Origin of the sequence: Prosthecobacter algae, from assembly GCF_039542385.1 — a bacterium.
In the GTDB taxonomy this organism is placed as follows: domain Bacteria; phylum Verrucomicrobiota; class Verrucomicrobiia; order Verrucomicrobiales; family Verrucomicrobiaceae; genus Prosthecobacter; species Prosthecobacter algae.
The window spans coordinates 224404-241123 of sequence record NZ_BAABIA010000004.1; the positions used below are offsets into that span (position 1 = coordinate 224404).

Annotated in this window: 13 protein-coding genes; 4 read left to right on the forward strand and 9 right to left on the reverse strand. The window is 59.3% G+C overall.

What is annotated here, in order from left to right; all coding sequences use genetic code 11:
* Positions 1 to 102: 102 nt before the first annotated feature.
* A complete protein-coding gene (locus tag ABEB25_RS10880) occupies positions 103 to 1566 on the forward strand; it encodes a hypothetical protein (protein WP_345736432.1) in 1464 nt (487 codons plus the stop codon).
* A gap of 131 nt (positions 1567 to 1697) precedes the next feature.
* On the opposite strand, the gene ABEB25_RS10885 is transcribed toward ABEB25_RS10880, so the two are convergent.
* The 3 genes from ABEB25_RS10885 to ABEB25_RS10895 are packed head-to-tail and all read right to left on the reverse strand — an operon-like array spanning position 1698 to position 5210.
* On the reverse strand, positions 1698 to 2486 hold the full coding sequence (locus ABEB25_RS10885; protein ID WP_345736433.1) for a succinate dehydrogenase/fumarate reductase iron-sulfur subunit: 789 nt from the start codon (positions 2484 to 2486) through the stop codon (positions 1698 to 1700).
* A 44-nt stretch (positions 2487 to 2530) separates the two neighbouring features.
* On the reverse strand, positions 2531 to 4447 hold the full coding sequence (locus ABEB25_RS10890) for a fumarate reductase/succinate dehydrogenase flavoprotein subunit (protein ID WP_345736434.1): 1917 nt from the start codon (positions 4445 to 4447) through the stop codon (positions 2531 to 2533).
* 49 nt (positions 4448 to 4496) lie between these two features.
* Positions 4497 to 5210, reverse strand: a complete 714-nt coding sequence (locus ABEB25_RS10895) for a succinate dehydrogenase cytochrome b subunit (RefSeq protein WP_345736435.1) — start codon at positions 5208 to 5210, stop codon at positions 4497 to 4499.
* 194 nt (positions 5211 to 5404) lie between these two features.
* On the opposite strand from ABEB25_RS10895, the gene ABEB25_RS10900 reads away from it, so the two are divergent.
* A complete protein-coding gene (locus ABEB25_RS10900) occupies positions 5405 to 5806 on the forward strand; it encodes a peptide chain release factor-like protein (RefSeq protein ID WP_345736437.1) in 402 nt (133 codons plus the stop codon).
* Between the two features lie 15 nt (positions 5807 to 5821).
* Here ABEB25_RS10900 and ABEB25_RS10905 read toward each other — a convergent pair whose 3' ends face one another.
* Entirely contained in the window at positions 5822 to 6496 is a 675-nt protein-coding gene (locus ABEB25_RS10905; protein ID WP_345736717.1) for an ABC transporter ATP-binding protein, read from the reverse strand.
* A gap of 84 nt (positions 6497 to 6580) precedes the next feature.
* The gene (locus tag ABEB25_RS10910; protein WP_345736438.1) at positions 6581 to 7486 is read right to left on the reverse strand and encodes a helix-turn-helix transcriptional regulator; all 906 of its coding nucleotides are present in this window, start codon (positions 7484 to 7486) and stop codon (positions 6581 to 6583) included.
* A 136-nt stretch (positions 7487 to 7622) separates the two neighbouring features.
* Between ABEB25_RS10910 and ABEB25_RS10915 the strand changes: the two genes are divergently transcribed.
* Entirely contained in the window at positions 7623 to 10058 is a 2436-nt protein-coding gene (locus ABEB25_RS10915; protein ID WP_345736439.1) for a hypothetical protein, read from the forward strand.
* A 241-nt stretch (positions 10059 to 10299) separates the two neighbouring features.
* On the opposite strand, the gene ABEB25_RS10920 is transcribed toward ABEB25_RS10915, so the two are convergent.
* The 3 genes from ABEB25_RS10920 to dusB are packed head-to-tail and all read right to left on the reverse strand — an operon-like array spanning position 10300 to position 12675.
* Positions 10300 to 11016: an N-acetylmuramoyl-L-alanine amidase family protein gene (locus tag ABEB25_RS10920; RefSeq protein ID WP_345736440.1), complete on the reverse strand. Its 717-nt coding sequence runs from the start codon at positions 11014 to 11016 to the stop codon at positions 10300 to 10302.
* A 36-nt stretch (positions 11017 to 11052) separates the two neighbouring features.
* Positions 11053 to 11598: a hypothetical protein gene (locus tag ABEB25_RS10925; protein WP_345736441.1), complete on the reverse strand. Its 546-nt coding sequence runs from the start codon at positions 11596 to 11598 to the stop codon at positions 11053 to 11055.
* 48 nt (positions 11599 to 11646) lie between these two features.
* On the reverse strand, positions 11647 to 12675 hold the full coding sequence (dusB, locus tag ABEB25_RS10930; RefSeq protein ID WP_345736442.1) for a tRNA dihydrouridine synthase DusB: 1029 nt from the start codon (positions 12673 to 12675) through the stop codon (positions 11647 to 11649).
* A gap of 83 nt (positions 12676 to 12758) precedes the next feature.
* Between dusB and ABEB25_RS10935 the strand changes: the two genes are divergently transcribed.
* The gene (locus ABEB25_RS10935) at positions 12759 to 14357 is read left to right on the forward strand and encodes a hypothetical protein (protein ID WP_345736443.1); all 1599 of its coding nucleotides are present in this window, start codon (positions 12759 to 12761) and stop codon (positions 14355 to 14357) included.
* Between the two features lie 78 nt (positions 14358 to 14435).
* Here ABEB25_RS10935 and ABEB25_RS10940 read toward each other — a convergent pair whose 3' ends face one another.
* Positions 14436 to 16571, reverse strand: a complete 2136-nt coding sequence (locus tag ABEB25_RS10940; protein WP_345736444.1) for a TonB-dependent receptor family protein — start codon at positions 16569 to 16571, stop codon at positions 14436 to 14438.
* Positions 16572 to 16720: the final 149 nt, after the last annotated feature.

Here is a 16720-nt window from a genome sequence, read left to right on the forward strand (position 1 = left end):
CCCTTTTTGTGACCGGATACAAGCCGTTCGCGGATGAAGTTGTGAATGAGAGATCGTGTTTGGTGCTTTTACCCAGGGAAACGGGCTGCTAGAACACCTGGAATGCGCCTCATTTATGCCGTTTTTTTGCTGCCCATGCTCCTGGGTGCTGCCTCGGAACCGCCTTTTGGCATCCAGGTGGTGGATGCCCAAACGGGACGCGGGGTGCCCCTGATGACGCTGACGACGACCAATCATCAGGCCTTTGTCACGGACAGCGCAGGCTGGGTGGCCTTTCAGGAGCCGGGGCTGATGGAGACGGAAGTTTTTTTCCATGTCAGCGGTCCAGGATACTCCGTGGCCAAGGATGGTTTTGGTTATGCCGGCGTGCGTCTGAATCCAAAGGCCGGTGAAAAGGCTGAAATCAAAGTGCAGCGCCATAACATCGCCGAGCGGCTTTACCGGATCACCGGGCAAGGGATCTATCGTGACTCTGCCTTGCTGGGGCTGGGAAGTCCGTTGTCCAAACCCAATCTCAATGCCGGAGTCACAGGTCAGGACAGCGTGCAGGCACTGCCTTGGAAAGGGCGGCTCTTTTGGCTTTGGGGGGACACGAATGTGGCCGGCTATCCCCTGGGCAATTTCCACAGCACCTGCGCTTGGTCAGATCTTCCCGGTAAAGGCGGGCTGGAACCGGAGCAGGGCGTGAATCTGGAATACCTGACGACCCAGGAGGGACGTGTCCGCAAAATGGTGCCCACCGAGGAGAAAGGCGTGGTGTGGGTGTTTGGTCTTCTTGCCGTGGCCGACAAGGCTGAGAAAGATCATTTGTTAGGCCACTATGGCCGTTTTGAACGTCTGGACAAACGGGTGGAGCATGGCTTGGTCGAATTCGATGAGGCGGCTGGGCACTTCAAGCCGGTGGTGCAATTGGGCGACGAGTCGGATTGGCGGCATCCGGAGGGGAACGCCGTCCGGGTGACTTCGGAAGAGGGAGATTATTTTTACTTTGCCGAGGGCTTTGCCAACACTCGCGCCAAGGCTGATTACGACAGTGTTTTGAAGACTACCAGCTATCAGGCCCTGGCTTGGTCGGAAGAGAAGCAGTCCTACCAATGGCAGTCGGAGCAGCCCCCGGTGACGCAGGCAGCCGAGGCCAAAATGATACGCGATGGAAAGATGCCTGCGGAGAAAGCCCGGCTGCAGGTACAGGATGCGGCCACAGGCAAACCCGTGCTCATTCACCGGGCCTCCATCAACTGGAACGCCTACCGCCAATGTTGGATCATGATCGCCTCGCAAAATCTGGGCGCGGAGTCCATGCTCGGTGAAGTCTGGTATGCGGAAGCGCCCGCCCCGGATGGCCCTTGGAAGAAGGCGGTCAAGATCGCCAGCCATCCAAAGTACACCTTTTACAATCCACGCCACCATGTCTTTTTTGATCAGGAAGGCGGACGGGTCATTTACTTTGAAGGCACCTACACGGAGACCTTTTCCGGCAATCCGGTAGCGACCCCGCGTTATGATTACAACCAGGTGATGTATCGCCTGGATCTGGGTGACCCGAGATTGTCCGAGGTGAGGTGAAACGGTCTAACAGAAAGCTTGTCGTGAATGAACACACCAAAACACAGGCTCATTTACCAGCGGTATTCAACAAAATAGGCCTTCCCGGAGGAAGGCCTATTTGGAGAAAGTTCGGTGAGAACCAACCTGGATCAATCCCCGCCTTCGGCACGTTCGATCCCACCACCGAAGCCTTCTTTGGCCGCAGCGATGGCGTAGTCGCGGTTCAGCTTCGTGATCCAGCGCACGCTGATTTCTTTTGGGCAGGCGGCTTCGCACTCATACTGGTTGGTGCAGTTGCCAAAACCTTCTTTGTCCATCTGACGGACCATGCCGAGTGTGCGGCGGGTTTTTTCAGGCTGGCCCTGGGGCAGGGAATTGAGCTGGCCAGCTTTGGCGGACACGAAAAGCATGGCGCTGGCATTTTTACAGGCGGCCACGCAGGCACCGCAGCCGATGCAGGCAGCGGCATCCATGGCGGCATCGGCCACGTCTTTGCCCACCAGGATGCTGTTGGCATCAGGTGCGGCACCAGTGCGGACGTTGACGTAGCCACCGGCACGCTGGATGCGGTCGAAAGCGCCACGGTCCACAATCAGGTCCTTAATCACTGGGAAGGCACGGGCGCGGAAGGGTTCGACCCAGATGGTGTCTCCCGTGCGGAATTTGCGCATGTGGAGCTGGCAGGTGGTGGTGGCCTTTTCCGGGCCGTGAGGCATGCCGTTGATGGTCATCGAGCACATGCCGCAGATGCCTTCGCGGCAGTCGTGGTCAAAGGCGATGGGGTCCTGGCCCTTTTGAATCAGACGCTCGTTGACGATGTCCATCATTTCCAAAAAGGAAGCGTGGTCTGGAATCTCAGGTGCTTCGATGTCTTGAAAGTGACCGGACTGGCCTTGGTTCTGACGCCAGACTTTGAGGTGAAGATTGAGGAGTGACATAAACCGAAAGGGGGTGAAATAAGCGAGAGGGGAGGGTGGTCAGATCACTTGTAGCTGCGGACGGAAAGATGAACTTCCTCGAACGTAAGCTGTTCTTTGTTCAGGATCGGTTTGGAGAAATCACCGGTGTACTCCCAGGCTGCTGCGTAGCAGTAGTTTTCGTCATCGCGTTTGGCTTCGCCGTCCGGGTACTGATGCTCTGTGCGGAAGTGGCCGCCGCAGCTTTCTTCGCGGTCGCTGGCGTCCAGGCAGAGGAGTTCGGCAAATTCCATGAAGTCGGCCACGCGCCCAGCCTTCTCCAGTTCTGGGTTTGCGGCAATGCCGGAACCGGGAACGGTGACGTTGTTCCAGAATTCTTCACGAAGTTCGGGGATGCGCTTTAGGGCTTCGGCGAGGCCGGCCTTGTCGCGAGCCATGCCACATTTGTCCCAGACCAGGAGGCCCAGTTCGCGGTGGAAGCTGTCCACGCTGCGCTTGCCCTTGATGTTGAGCAAGCGGTTGGTGCGGGACTGACAGTCTTCGAGGGCTTTTTGGAACTCAGGATGGCTGGTGGTAACGGAACCAGGACTCTGGGTGACGAGGTAAGGCGCAATCGTGGTGGGGATGACGAAGTAACCGTCGGCCAGGCCCTGCATAAGGGCGCTGGCGCCCAGGCGGTTGGCACCATGGTCGGAGAAATTGGCCTCGCCCAGCACATGGAGGCCTGGCAGGTTGCTCATCAGGTTGTAGTCCACCCACAGGCCGCCCATGGTGTAGTGCACCGCAGGATAGATGCGCATCGGCTGGGAGTAAGCGCTTTCACCAGTGATGCGCTGATACATCTCAAAGAGGTTGCCATAGCGCTCGGCGATGGTCTTTTGGCCGTATTGGCCGATGGCCTCGGCGAAGTCGAGATAAACACCACGTCCGCCCGGGCCAACGCCACGTCCGTCATCGCAGGCTTCTTTGGCAGCGCGGCTAGAGATGTCACGCGGAGCCAGGTTGCCGAAGCTCGGGTACTTGCGCTCCAGGTAGTAGTCTCGGTCTGCTTCAGGAATCTGATGCGGGGGCTTGCCGATATCGGCCGACTTCTTGGGCACCCAGACACGGCCATCATTGCGGAGGGACTCTGACATCAGGGTCAGCTTGCTCTGGTAGTCGCCACTGACGGGGATGCAGGTCGGGTGAATCTGCGTGTAGCAAGGGTTGGCAAAGTAGGCCCCCTTTTTGTGGGCGCGCCACGTGGCCGTGACGTTGCTGCCCATGGCATTGGTGGAGAGGTAAAAAACATTGCCATAACCACCGGTGCAAAGCAGCACGGTGTCACCGGAGTGAGCTTCGATCTTTCCGCTGACGAGGTCGCGAGTGATGATCCCTTTGGCGTGGCCATCCACCACCACCAGTTCCAGCATTTCCATGCGGGAGTACATTTTCACGCCACCGCGGGCGATCTCTTTGTTCAAGGCCGAATAGGCACCTAGCAGGAGCTGCTGCCCGGTCTGGCCACGGGCATAGAAGGTACGGCTGACCTGGGCACCGCCAAAGGAGCGGTTCGCCAGTCCACCACCGTATTCACGGGCAAAGGGCACGCCTTGGGCGGCACATTGATCGATGATGTTGACGCTTTCTTCAGCCAGACGATGGACGTTGGCTTCACGGGCGCGGAAGTCGCCGCCTTTGACCGTGTCATAAAACAAACGGTGGACGCTGTCGCCGTCGTTCTGGTAGTTCTTCGCGGCGTTGATCCCGCCCTGGGCGGCGATGGAGTGGGCGCGGCGGGGGCTGTCCTGGAAGCAGAAGCATTTCACCTGATACCCCAGTTCGGACAGGGTGGCTGCGGCGGAAGCTCCAGCGAGGCCCGTGCCGACGACCAGCACGGTGTATTTGCGCTTGTTCTTCGGGTTGATGAGCTTGGAGTCCTGCTTGTGCTTGGACCACTTTTCAGCCATCGGGCCGGAGGGAATCTTGGAGTCGAGAGGCATGGCGGGGAAGGGAAGAGAACGGGTGCGCGTGGGGTGGGTGCCGAAAAGATTATCTGCCGTAGCCAAAAACGAGGATGGCGATCGGGATGGAACAGTTGCCAACCAAGATTAGCAGGGCGAAGGCGGTGCCAAGCTTCTGAAAGAGCGGCCAAGTTCGGTGGGTGGCGAGGCCCAGCGTCTGGAAAATGCTTGCGACGCCGTGGCTGAGGTGGCTGCAGAGCAGCAGCATGGCCACGATGTAAAAGGCGGATGCGGGCCACCAGGAAAAGCCGTCGATGACCATCTTGTAGACGTTGTGCACCTGCTCACCATGGAGTTCGGTGCTGTAGAGGGCGGGGTTGTTGTACTCATTGCCCACACGCACGGTGAAATGCATGATGTGATAAACGATGAAGGCCAGGATGGTGAGGCCACTGAAGATCATCGTGCGGGAGGCCGTGCTGGAGACCTTGTGGGCTTCCTTGCCGTAGCGATCCTTTCGGGCGGCACGATTAGCTCGGGTGAGCTGGATGGTGGCCACGATGTGGATCAGCACGGCGGCCAGCAGTCCCAGTCGCGCGATCCAGACTCCGGCTCCATGCAGGGATGTCTGCAGCATGTGGCCGTATTCATTGATTGCATCCGGTCCTGCAAAGACCAGGAGATTCCCAATCATATGCCCCAGAATAAAAACGACGAGCATCAGGCCCGTCAGGGCGACAAGGAATTTCTTGCCAATGGAGGAGCTGTAAAATCGGGATAAAGAGTCTAAAACGGCGCTCATGGGTGGTGTGTTTTCACCTTGGCAATACGCGCCATCCGTGCAAGCCGCACATCAAAAATTCCGCACTTCTTATCTTGCGAAAGGATGTCAATATCCTGTCATCCGGCTGTTTTTCAGTGAATGGGTATGGATGCTCACATAAAAGTATCCAATTCAGGCACTTTCCTTTCGCCGCTCCGAGTCCATTTTCAGACATGGCCCTGCTGAATGAGGAAGCGCTGCAAAAGCGCCTGACCAAGCTGCGAATCCGCGAGGAGGATTTGCAGGAGGAATTTGTGCGTGGCAGTGGTCCAGGTGGCCAGAAGATCAACAAGACTTCCTCCACCGTCGTGCTTCGCCACCTCCCCAGCGGCCTGGAGGTGCGCTGCCAGCGCGAACGGTCCCAGGTCATGAATCGGCATTGGGCTCGGGTGGAACTTTGCGACCGGCTGGAGACCGCCCTGGCTGAAGCTAAACTGGCGCTGCAAAACGAACGGGAAAAAGTTCGCCGTCAGAACCGACCTCGGCCTCGGGGTTTGAAGAACCGCATCCTGAAAGAGAAGAAAACGCGGTCTGGCGTGAAGAAGAATCGCGGGCGTGTGAGCGGTGATGACTGAACGAAGCAAGCTGGTTTAAACCAAGATTCCTTCGTGCAGCCTCAGCGTACGCCCCATCCTTTCGGCCTGGGCAGGATGGTGGGTGACCATGACGAGGGTGGTGCCGGTGGTCTGCTGCAGTTCCAAAAGCAGGGAGGTCAAAGACTCCGCGTTCTTTTCATCGAGGGCACCGGTGGGCTCGTCGGCGAGGATGAGCTTGGGCTGGTTGATCAGTGCCCGGACAACGGCGACACGCTGGCGTTCGCCGCCTGAAAGCTGGGCCGGTTTCCACCCCAGCCGATCCTGAAGACCCACTGCCTTTAATAGGGCTTCTGCGCGCTGCTGCAAGGTGGCGGCATCTGGCTTTGCCTTCAGGGCCAGTGTGGGCAGCAACACGTTTTCCAGCACCGTGCACTGGGGCATGAGGTGGTGAAGCTGGAAGATGAAACCGATCTTTTCACTGCGCAGTGCGGCCAGTTGAGCCGGTGTGCAGCCGGCGATGGAGGTGCTGTCAAAGGTGTAATCACCCTGATCCGGCACATCTAGGGTGCCAAGGATGTTGAGCAGGGTGCTTTTCCCACAGCCTGAGGGGCCGACGATGGCCACAGACTCGCCTGCCGTGATGCTCAGGGACACATCGCGCAGCACTGGCACCTCATTGCCGCTGCCGGGCTCACGATAAGATTTCGAAAGGTGACTCAGGGTGATCAAAGACATGATGGGTGAGGGTAGAAGCGCGCGGCAGGGGTGGAAAGAGGAAACGTCTGAAAAGCCGGATGGATAGCAGCCACTTTTTCAGGCCCCATCCATGCCGTGGCCTTGACGGTAAGCGGTGGGCGTCATGCCGGTATGGCGGCGAAACCAGGCGGTGAAATGCGGCGGATGCCGGAAGCCGAGCGCAAAGCCGATTTCCTTGAGGGCGGTGTCTTCATGGATCAGTCGCAGACGCGCCTGCTCCAGGCGGCGTTTCTCTAGATAAACCTGGGCCGTCATGCCGAGATCCTGTTTTAGCAGATCATGGATGCGGCGGTGACTGAGACCGACTTCTTGGGCCATCGTGGTGAGATCCAGCGCCCGGTCCAGAGGCCAGGTGTGCAGGCATTGACGCAGAAATTCCAGCCGCCGGTCACCCGTGCTTGCGCGGGCGGTGGGCGTGATGCCTAGCCGCTCCAGAGTGCGCACATATTCTGCAAACCAACCCTGGTAGCCCGCCTCATGCTCCGCCCAGCCTGCGAGGGAACGGTTTTGAGGGGCGGTGGCTTCCAGATAAGACACTTGTTTTCTCCGCCCATGAACGATGGCCCGCAGAGTGCGGGTGCTCTTCAGCAGCTTCGGAGTCCGGCTTGTCGGCAGGGCGATGTTGAGCCCGGCTTTGAACATAGGCACTCCATCGGGCCATTGGCAGCGCAGGCCCACGGATAGGAGCCGTGTTTCAGGTTCGAACCACTGCTGGCGCAGACCGGGTGCGGAGAAAAAGACATGTTTGGGCGGCACGAGGATCTCCCTGCCTTCCGCACGGATTTTCACAGCGCCGCCTTCCACAAAAAACACCCCTGAAGGAACGGTGATTTCCTGTGACCAAACCCGGACCCGTGGAGCGATGCCATGATAGACCCACAGCCACTCACAGCCAATGCCCTGCCAAAGGGGCGGCGGGAGGAGCGGCGGCGGAGGCATGTGCGGGCAAAGGAGCGCAGACATCCGAACGCGCAACCGAAGAGTCCTTGCCTGCGGTTCGCGTTCAGTCTTCCAGGCTTCGTTACGGATGTAAGTGATTTCATCCAGATGTAAGTCTGCGTGCTTGTCAGAGGGCTGTCTTCCATGCTGAAGTGGGCGGATGAAATCCACCTTTGCGGCCATGCTTCTGGCAGCCACGATGACCTTCGCCCAGGGCGATGAGCCCCGCCAGATCAGCGGCATTTATCCGCACCTCGCCATGTTTAACAATGAGGGCGAATGCGGCACTGGGGCGGTGGTACCCTGGGCGGATCGGCTTTGGGTCATCACTTATGGGCCTCATCTTCCTTTCGGTTCCAGTGACAAGCTGTATGAGATCACGCCGGAGCTTCAGCAAGTCATCCGGCCAGAGAGCATCGGCGGAACGCCTGCCAACCGGATGATCCACCAAGAATCCCAGCAACTGCTCATCGGGCCTTACGTGATTGATGCCCAACGCAAGGTGCGCGTGATCCCGCCTAACAAGATGCCTGGCCGCTTGACCGGAAATGCACGTCACCTCACAGATCCTGCAAACAAAGTTTACTACGCCACGATGGAAGAAGGACTCTACGAGGTGGACGTTCACAGCTTGGCGGTGACCGGATTCATTCAGGATGGCAACAAGCCCAAGCAGGGCTTTTCCCAGGAAACATCTCCGGCCACATTGGCTTCACAGCTTCCGGGTTATCATGGCAAGGGATTATTCAGCGGTCATGGTCGTGTGGTGTATGCCAACAATGGCGACCGCGACAAGCGGGTGCTGACGGATCCAGCCACCCCCAGCGGTGCCCTTGGCGAGTGGACCACTCCGGGCCAGGACTGGCAGCTCGTGCGCCGCAACCAGTTCACTGAAGTCACCGGCCCCGGCGGCATTTCCGGCAATGCGAATCCAGAGAAGGACCCCATCTGGAGCATCGGCTGGGATCACCGTTCGCTGATCCTGATGTGTCTCCATGAAGGCATCTGGAAAAGCTACCGCCTGCCTAAGTCCAGCCACAGCTACGACGGAGCCCACGGCTGGAACACGGAGTGGCCGCGCATCCGCGACATCGGCGAGGAGGATCTGCTGATGACCATGCACGGCACGTTTTGGAAGTTCCCGCGCGCCTTTGCCCCCGGCAGCAGCCAGGGCATCGCGCCCCGCAGCAACTATCTCAAAGTCATTGGCGACTTCACCCGCTGGGGAGACCGGCTGGTGCTGGGATGTGACGATACGGCTAACAAGGAGTTTCTCAATGTTCGCAAGGCCAAGGGGCACCTCGCAGGTCCCGGCAAATCCCAGTCCAACCTTTGGTTTGTCAAGCCGGACAAGCTGGATCAGATCGGCCCCGTCATCGGCCGTGGGGCCGTCTGGGTGGAAGATAGTGTGAAGGCGGGCGAGCTGAGCGAACCCTATCTTTTCTCCGGCTACAAGCAGCGCTCGCTGCACCTAGTTTCCGGCAGCGATCAGGAGCAGGTCATTGCGATCAAGGTGGACCTGAAGGGCGATGGGCAGTGGCAGGAAAAGCAGACGGTGAAGATTCCGGCCAAAGGCAGCCAGTGGATCAGCTTTGCCAGTGACGAGCCGGGTGTTTGGCTGGCCCTCCAGTCTTCAGCCGATGCCGAAAAGCTCAGCGCCATTTTCCACTACCGCAATGACGATGCTAGTATCGCTGAAGCGGCCTCCATGTTTGACGGCCTCGCCGGGGCGGAAGATCAAGCTGTCACCGGCGGCGTCCTCCACGCACGTGGGGCCGAGTTTAAAAACCTGCGCTTCATTTCTGCTTCTCCGGGACAAGCGGAGGCTGTGTATGATCTCGGCAGCGCCTTTGATCTCGTGGCCCAAGACGACAAAGAGGGGCTGGCCTGGACATCGAAGAATGCTGCCATTCCTGAAGGTGTCCTCGAACATGATGCAGCCTCCATCCTGTATGTGGATGACAAGGGCCGCTGGCGTCTGCCTCGCGGAACGGCGGCTCTCGACCAGGTCGGTCCTCTGGGTGCTGAGCGGGTGTGCCGCGAAGTCTGCACGGAGCGCGACCTGTTCAATGCGGGCGGCACCTTCTTTGAACTGCCGGCTGAAAACGCAGGTGGCTTTGCCAAAGTCCGTCCCGTCACTACGCACAACCGCCGCATCAAGGACTACGCCAGCTATCGCGGACTGCTGGTCATGAGCGGTGTCAAAGCGGACGCCGCAGGCGAGCACATCGTGCGTTCCACCGATGGCAAAACCGCTCTCTGGGTGGGTGCGGTGGATGATCTCTGGCAGTTCGGCAAACCCCGTGGTGAAGGTGGTCCCTGGAAAGACAGCGCTGTCACCGCCGACGTTCCCAGCGATCCCTACCTCTTCACTGGCTACGATCAAAAGCACCTCACCCTGACCAGCGACAAACCCGCCAAAATTCGTATCGAAGCGGACATCACCGGCACGGGCATGTGGGTCACCTATCAGGAGTTTGAGGTGAAACCTGGAAGCGAAACCAAGCACACCTTCCCCTCCAGCTACGGCGCCTACTGGCTCCGTTGCATCAGCGATACGGCTGCCACCGTGAGTGCGCAGTTGCGGTACGAATAAAGTAGTCATCACTCTCCGAGTGATGCGTTATTGGACATCGCTTTGCCACTGACCTGCGCTCTGTCATCGGCCCTTCCCAGACTCATCACTCTTCGAGTGATGATTACTGCACTCATCCAGTCTGCTTGCCTGGAAACCAGGCCACTTGCTGGTCTCCCTGGCGGTCAAGATAGATTACACGGCCACCTGGCAGAAAGGCGCAATAACTCTGTACCCCAGCCAGGGAGTGACGGCCATCAAACTACCCCCGCGCATCCCCAGCTCGGCTGGGGGGCGCATAGATAGGCCGGGGAATGGGGCCCATGCCCGCATCGCCGTAGGTGGACTGGTCGCGGATGGCTTTCGCAATGGCATCGGCGAGTTTTTCCCGATAGGAGGAGGTGGCGACAAGGCGGGCCTCGCTGGCGTGGGTGAGGTAGCCGCACTCCACCAGGATGCAGGGAATGGAGGGATTGCGAGTCAGGCGCAGGCGGCGGCGCACGAGTCCCGCGTTGCCTGATTCATAGGGAGCGACGGCGGAGAGATTCCTCTGCACCCGTTTGGCCAGCGCATAGCTGTCGCTGCGCCAGTAGTAGGTCTCCGGGCCAGCCCGGCGGCGGCTGCCATAGTTGAAATGGATGCTCACCAGGATGGCATCCGGGTAGCGATTGGCGATGGAGACGCGGCTGTCCAGTTCCACAAAGCGGTCGGACTCGCGCATCAGCACCACTTTGAAGCCGGGCCAAAGCTCAGAGCGTAGCCTTTTGGCCACATCAAGGGCCAGTTGTTTTTCCACCAGTCCCCGGGCACGGGCGCCGGAATCCTTGCCCCCGTGGCCGGCATCCACTATCACCGTTTTAAATCCCTGAGGTCCGGGCCGGTCCCCATAGGTGCTGCGTTTGCCGTTCCCCGGTTGGCTTTGGCAGGAGGCCAAAAGGGCCAGGAGAACGAGGGCAAACCATGGGCGAAGGTGGGGCATGGCGGCGTGATGTGCAAGGGGCGTGCCAAGGTGGCGTCAGCCTTGGGTGGTGAAGACGGGAATGGCGTGAGGGGAGGGGACTTCTTCGATCTCCGGGTATTCCCCTTCGCTGGGAGGACCCGGAAAGTTTTCATCCACAAACCGACGCCAGGTATCGCGAGTTTTGACGGAGATCAGCTCCTGGATGCCATCCCCGCATTTGCCGCAGACCATGATGCTGTGGATGAGATGGACTCCTTCGCAGATGCCTGTGATGACAAAATCATCCATGCCTTCCTCGCTCCGGGCCACCCCGCAGACGGAGCAATGATGGAGGCCCCGGTGCAGATCCACATTTTCATGCTGATAGTCCGAGAGGCGTTTTTTTGACTCCTGGGAAAACTCCTCCATCATGGCAATGCGGCAGTGGTCGCACAGGGCGTACTCCATCACACACTCGCCCTTTTTATAGGCTTTGGAGATCTGGAAACCGCCCTGATCGTCCTCCAGAGTTTCACCACAGCGGGTGCAGTGGCGGAAGGCACGCTCCTCGTATTCGCAATGAAGATCACGAGGGATAGGCGGGGAGGGCTCGTCTGCCATGGTTGCATCATGCCTCGGATGCAGGCGTTTGCCAAGACCTATGACGGCTCAGTTTGACTCCACCGTGATGTCGTCGTCCACGTCGGGCCGCTGGTGAAAGCGGTCGCTGTGGGTCAGGTACTCAGCCAGGATGTCATCCAGTTCCATCATGCTGGCGATCTGGCCAAACCGGCCACGCAAAAACTTCCCGCCGGGAATGCAGCGGGTGTAGCTCATGAGACGGGAACGCATGGAACGCACGATTTCAAATTCACCCCCACGGGTGCTCCGGGCGACGGCCATCTCACAATGACGACGCATCAGGGCAAAACGCTGCTGGACGGAGGCCGGGACGGCATGCCCGCCAGTGCTCAGGTAATGCTTGGCCTCCTGAAAGACCCAGGGATTCGCCATCGCTGCGCGACCGATCATGATGCCCTTCACATTGGTCTGGGCACGGCGGACTTCCACATCCATGCCACTGGCAACGTCACCATTGCCGATCACGGGGATTTTGACGGCATCTGCCACCTGGCCAATCACGTCCCAGTCTGCCACACCGGTGTAGCCCTGGGCGCGTGTGCGACCATGGACGGTAATGGCCTGGATGCCATTGTCCTCCAAGATACGGGCGACCTCGACTGCATTGATGGTCTGCGCATCCCAGCCGATTCGCATTTTGGCGGTGACGGGGATGGGTACCGCCTTGGCCACCTCACGCGCCACTTCGGCGAGCAGCGGGCAATTCTTGAGCAAGGAGGAGCCGCCGTTTTTGGACACTACCTTGTTCACCGGGCAGCCAAAGTTGATGTCGATGAAATCGGGCTGCTTCCAGTCAATGATCTTGCGGGCAGCCTCGCCCATGCGCACACCGTCCGCGCCGAAGAGTTGTACGCCCAGCGGGCGCTGGACATCGTCAAACTCGGTGTAGTGGCGCGTGCGGTCGTCGCGCTGGAGGATGCCCTCGGCACTGACGAATTCCGTGACCATGACATCGGCCCCCATTTCTTTGCACAGAGCACGGAAAGTCACGTCGGTGACACCGGCCATCGGGGCCAGGTAGAGAGGAAAATGATCGCTATGCAGCCAGGGGAGCATCCTTTAGTGTAACCTCACATGTGCTTGTGGGCAAGGTTCGTGCTTGATAACGCAGGCCCCTCGCGCTGAAGGTTGCTTTTTGCATGGAATTTAACTCCAAATCGGATCAGGGAAATGTCACCACAGCACTGGGTGGTGCGCCGCCTCATGACCAGGAACTGCCGAGGCTGCCCGGAGCAGATCAGGGGGGGGCGCTTTTCGCAGCGGATCCCCAGGTGTTTCCAGAGGGGCCAGCTTCCGCCCAGATTCCCAATCCGGAGGTCGTCAAATCCGGAGCCGAGTTTGGCATGACGCGTTTTTGTGAGCAGGCTTTCGTCAATCCTGAGTCAGCCAGTCTGGGCAGCGTGGCGCTTTTACGGGCCTTTGATGACAGCGGCCTGTGGCTGGCCAGTCTGGTGCAGCCTGTGCATCTGGTGGCGGAACTGCGCCAGAATTGCTGCCAGCTCACACGTGTGGTGGTCACGCAATGGACACGGCAGGGAGAAACTCACAAGCTGGTGCGTCTGGCGGAGGCTTTGCTGGAGGCCCAACCGCCTGTGCTCACCCATGAGGCGGGGCAGATCATGGCCTTGCTAACGAGTTTGTTAGGCGTGCTGCGTCCCGTCCAGGCACCTCGCTGGCTGGCCGCTTGCCGTCCATTGTTGAAGGACTCCGTGGATCCGCACCTGCTGAAGGAGGCTGCCCAATGGGTGGAAGTAGGCCAGCTTCTGCTGCCGCTGCCCCAGGAGGATAGGCTGTTCTGGAACCGTCGGTTGCGTGAACCCGAAAGCGACTGGGACTGGGAGAGCAATGAGGCGCTGGATGCACTTCAGCGTCTGGCCCCGCTGCTGCCGATGCAGCATGAAACCTTGCCGCTATTCCAGGCGGCCTTGCCGCGCTGCTGGTGGTCTCTCTGGCGGGCCGGGCAGGGGACGGTACCGCTGCCCGCAGGGCCACGGGCGCGGTCACTTTCCACCTTCGTCCTGGGGCTGGTCTCTGGCATCGGTTGCATGATGCTGACCGGCTGGTGGGTGCTGTATAAGCTGCCGCTGCCTGAATGGGTATATTTTGGGGAATCACAGCAGGAGACCGCAGGGATCGCCAGCCAGATAGCTCCCTCGCGGTCGGAGCCTACGCCTCCCGTCTTTTCCTTCCATGCCGTGGAGCCTCCGGTAAAGACCCCGCAACCTTTGGCAGATCGCCTGCCAGCGGTGGAGGCCCCGCCCGTGAAAATCGCCAGTGTCAAACGGCCTGAACCACCTGCTGCCCCGGCGGTCGTTCCTGTGGTGCTTTCTCCCGCCATGCAATCCCGCCTCGCCGAGGCTGCGGAAATCGCTGGGGCGATGCCTGACCTCACCCGGCTGCATAGCCTGGTGAAAAGTGGCAGCTTGCGGGAGGCGATCCCGCATGTGCAGGGGCGCACCATGGTGGCTTCCCAGGGCAGCCGTCAGCACCGGGCCCTGCTGCGCTGGCTCATGCTGGATCCGCCGAGTGATCCTGAAGTCCGTGAACTGGTGGGCAAGACAGCCGTCAGGACCCTCGATTCAAAGGAAATGTGCGAAACGCTGAAGTTCTGCCTGCATGCGGATTCGCCCAATTTGCCCCAGGCACGTGAATGCGCCTCCTTGCTCCTGGCCCTTCGGGCGGAGGGCCTCAATGAAACGGAGCGCCAGATGCTGACGGCTGCGGCCACGGCAAAGTAGCGCGGGTTGCCTGGATGAAGGGCAAATAAAAAAGGTGCCTGCTTTCACAGGCACCTTGAGAGGAAACACGAAGGGGGATCAGAATTGGAAAGAGCCGCCCACGTAGAAATTGCGACCGTAGCCCGGATCAATGCCGTCATTGCGTACCCGTGAGTAGTAGCTTTCGTCGAAGACATTGTTCAGGCCTGCCATGGCGGTGAAGTTTTTGGTGACTTTCACTTCAGCGGTCAAATCCCAGGTCATGTAACCGGGGATGAAGCGGTTGGCCGTCTGGGCGTCATCGGCGAAATGGTCATCCACGAAGGTGCCGAGAAAGGAGATCTTGACCTTGTTCTTCAAATTGTAGATCAGGCCGGTGCGGATGATGTACTCTGGGGCATACTGAGGGGTGGCACCGTCATTCGGGCCGCCGTAGAGCTTGGCCTGAAGGAGGGTGGCATTGGCATAAACGTTGAGGGAGCCGATGCGCTCGACGTTGTTGGTTCCGTTGAGCTGATCTGCCAGGCCGATGACGTCCACCTGCAGGGCACCATCCCAGCCGTAGTTGATGCTGCGGCCGACACTGCGCAGAACATTGCCATTGAGACCGAAGCGATTGTCCAGATCCACCAGGAAGAGGCTGGTGTCATACGTGATCCAGGTGCGCGGCGTGCCGCGATAGCCCAGCTCATAGTTCCAGCCGACCCCAGGGCCGGCATCGGTGGTGGTCACACCGGTTTCGGCCACGATGGCCTCGCTGAAAACGGTGGTGCGGTAGCTCTGGGAAACGTTGGCGTAGAGTTCTGTGTCACTGCCCAGATCATAGGAAAGACCGATGCCAAACAGGGGCTGGGCCTCGAAGTCAGCGCGGGCCGCTTCACTGGTCAGCGCCCCTGTGGCTGGGTTGTAATTCTGCACGTTGACCGACTGATTGATCATCTCCATGCGGAAGCCGGGAGTGATGGAGAATTTGCCAAAGGTGAATTTGTTTTCCACGAAGAGAGAGCCGTAAACCGTCTCGCGCAGGGAATCCTGGGTGGTGATGCCATTGTCTGCATCCGGCTCAAAGCCGCGCTGGTCCTGCCGGGGGGAGGTCAGGTAGTAAAACTGCATGCCCGCAGCCAAGGTGTGGGTGTTTCCCCAGGCTTCCCAGTCATGACGGATGCGGGGCTCGATGCCAAAGGTGTAGAACTCCTGGTTTTCGATCGTGTTGGTCAAGGCGTTCGGGCCTGTGGGCAGGGTGCCGAAGCCACCCCCGCGCTGGCGTTTGCTCCAGCGCTGATAGTAGCTCGCCCAGGATTTGACGCTCAGTTCAGTGCCGGGCTGGAAGGTGTGCTGAAGCTCCAAAGAGCCTGCGTAGCGCTTCAGGCGGAATTGATCATTGAAGCGCGTGGTTTTGTCGGGATTTTTGGCAAAATCGGAAGCGGTCAGTCCACCAGGTTCCCCGTGTTCTTCTTCGTATCCGTCAAAGGCGAAGATGAGTCGGGTATCGGCATCAATGTCCCAGGCCAGCTTGAAGTGCCCCCCGTCCAGTCGGTAGTCGCTGTTTGCCTCACGGAAGCCGTTGGATTCCCGGTGATTGAAGTAGCCGTAGTAGCCGAGGCTGCCCAGCGTCCCGTCCACCGCCGTGTAGCTGGAGAAAAGATCATCGGAGCCGACAATGTTCTGGGTCCGGAATGAAAAAGGGGACTCCCGGTTTGGCATGTAGGTGATGTAGTTCAGGGCACCGCCCGGCTGGGGGCCATACATGAGGGAGCCGCCGCCACGAATGAATTCGATCCGGTCCACCGTATCGAGCGGCGGTGTGTAGTAAGCCTCGGGATAACCAAAAGGATCGGCATGGATGGGGATGCCATCCTTCAGCACCTGCATGAACTGCATGCGATGGGGTTCCCCGATGCCGCGATAACCCAGACTAACGAGAGGTGTCGTTTCTTCAGAAAATAGCAGGCCGGGGGTCAGCGCCAGGGCCTGGCGGTAATTGTTCGCCTGCACTTTTGGCAGAGCATCCAGGTCAATCACGGTCGCTCGTTTGCCCGCAAAGACCTTGGTTCCTTCCACGGGTGCCAGAAAGGGATTCTGAATGACGGAATCATTTTCGGCCTCGCCATACACCGTGATTTCTTCCAACACGGTCGTTTCTGCTGAAGCAGGTGCTTCAGCTTGAGGCGTTTGGGCAAAGGCACTGCTGCTACCTAGAAGGAGCAGGGCAGAAAGGCGGGAAAGTCGTTTCATGAAGGTTGGGAATGGGGCCTCATGCGACTGAGAAGCGGTCGCATTTTGACCGCCTTGATGGTGAAGAAGGATAAAAAGCGTGCAAGTGAAATTACGCGATTGCGTCGCAATAACTAAAACGGGGCACCTGTTTCCAGGTGCCCCGTTTG

Coding starts and splice junctions, on each gene's coding strand:
- ABEB25_RS10885 (WP_345736433.1), bottom strand. CDS start 2,486: ATGTCACTCCTCAATCTTCACCTCAAAGTCTGGCGTCAGAACCAAGGC.
- ABEB25_RS10935 (WP_345736443.1), top strand. CDS start 12,759: ATGGAATTTAACTCCAAATCGGATCAGGGAAATGTCACCACAGCACTG.
- ABEB25_RS10895 (WP_345736435.1), bottom strand. CDS start 5,210: ATGAGCGCCGTTTTAGACTCTTTATCCCGATTTTACAGCTCCTCCATT.
- ABEB25_RS10880 (WP_345736432.1), top strand. CDS start 103: ATGCGCCTCATTTATGCCGTTTTTTTGCTGCCCATGCTCCTGGGTGCT.
- dusB (WP_345736442.1), bottom strand. CDS start 12,675: ATGCTCCCCTGGCTGCATAGCGATCATTTTCCTCTCTACCTGGCCCCG.
- ABEB25_RS10910 (WP_345736438.1), bottom strand. CDS start 7,486: ATGTCTGCGCTCCTTTGCCCGCACATGCCTCCGCCGCCGCTCCTCCCG.
- ABEB25_RS10915 (WP_345736439.1), top strand. CDS start 7,623: ATGAAATCCACCTTTGCGGCCATGCTTCTGGCAGCCACGATGACCTTC.
- ABEB25_RS10900 (WP_345736437.1), top strand. CDS start 5,405: ATGGCCCTGCTGAATGAGGAAGCGCTGCAAAAGCGCCTGACCAAGCTG.
- ABEB25_RS10925 (WP_345736441.1), bottom strand. CDS start 11,598: ATGGCAGACGAGCCCTCCCCGCCTATCCCTCGTGATCTTCATTGCGAA.
- ABEB25_RS10920 (WP_345736440.1), bottom strand. CDS start 11,016: ATGCCCCACCTTCGCCCATGGTTTGCCCTCGTTCTCCTGGCCCTTTTG.
- ABEB25_RS10890 (WP_345736434.1), bottom strand. CDS start 4,447: ATGCCTCTCGACTCCAAGATTCCCTCCGGCCCGATGGCTGAAAAGTGG.
- ABEB25_RS10940 (WP_345736444.1), bottom strand. CDS start 16,571: ATGAAACGACTTTCCCGCCTTTCTGCCCTGCTCCTTCTAGGTAGCAGC.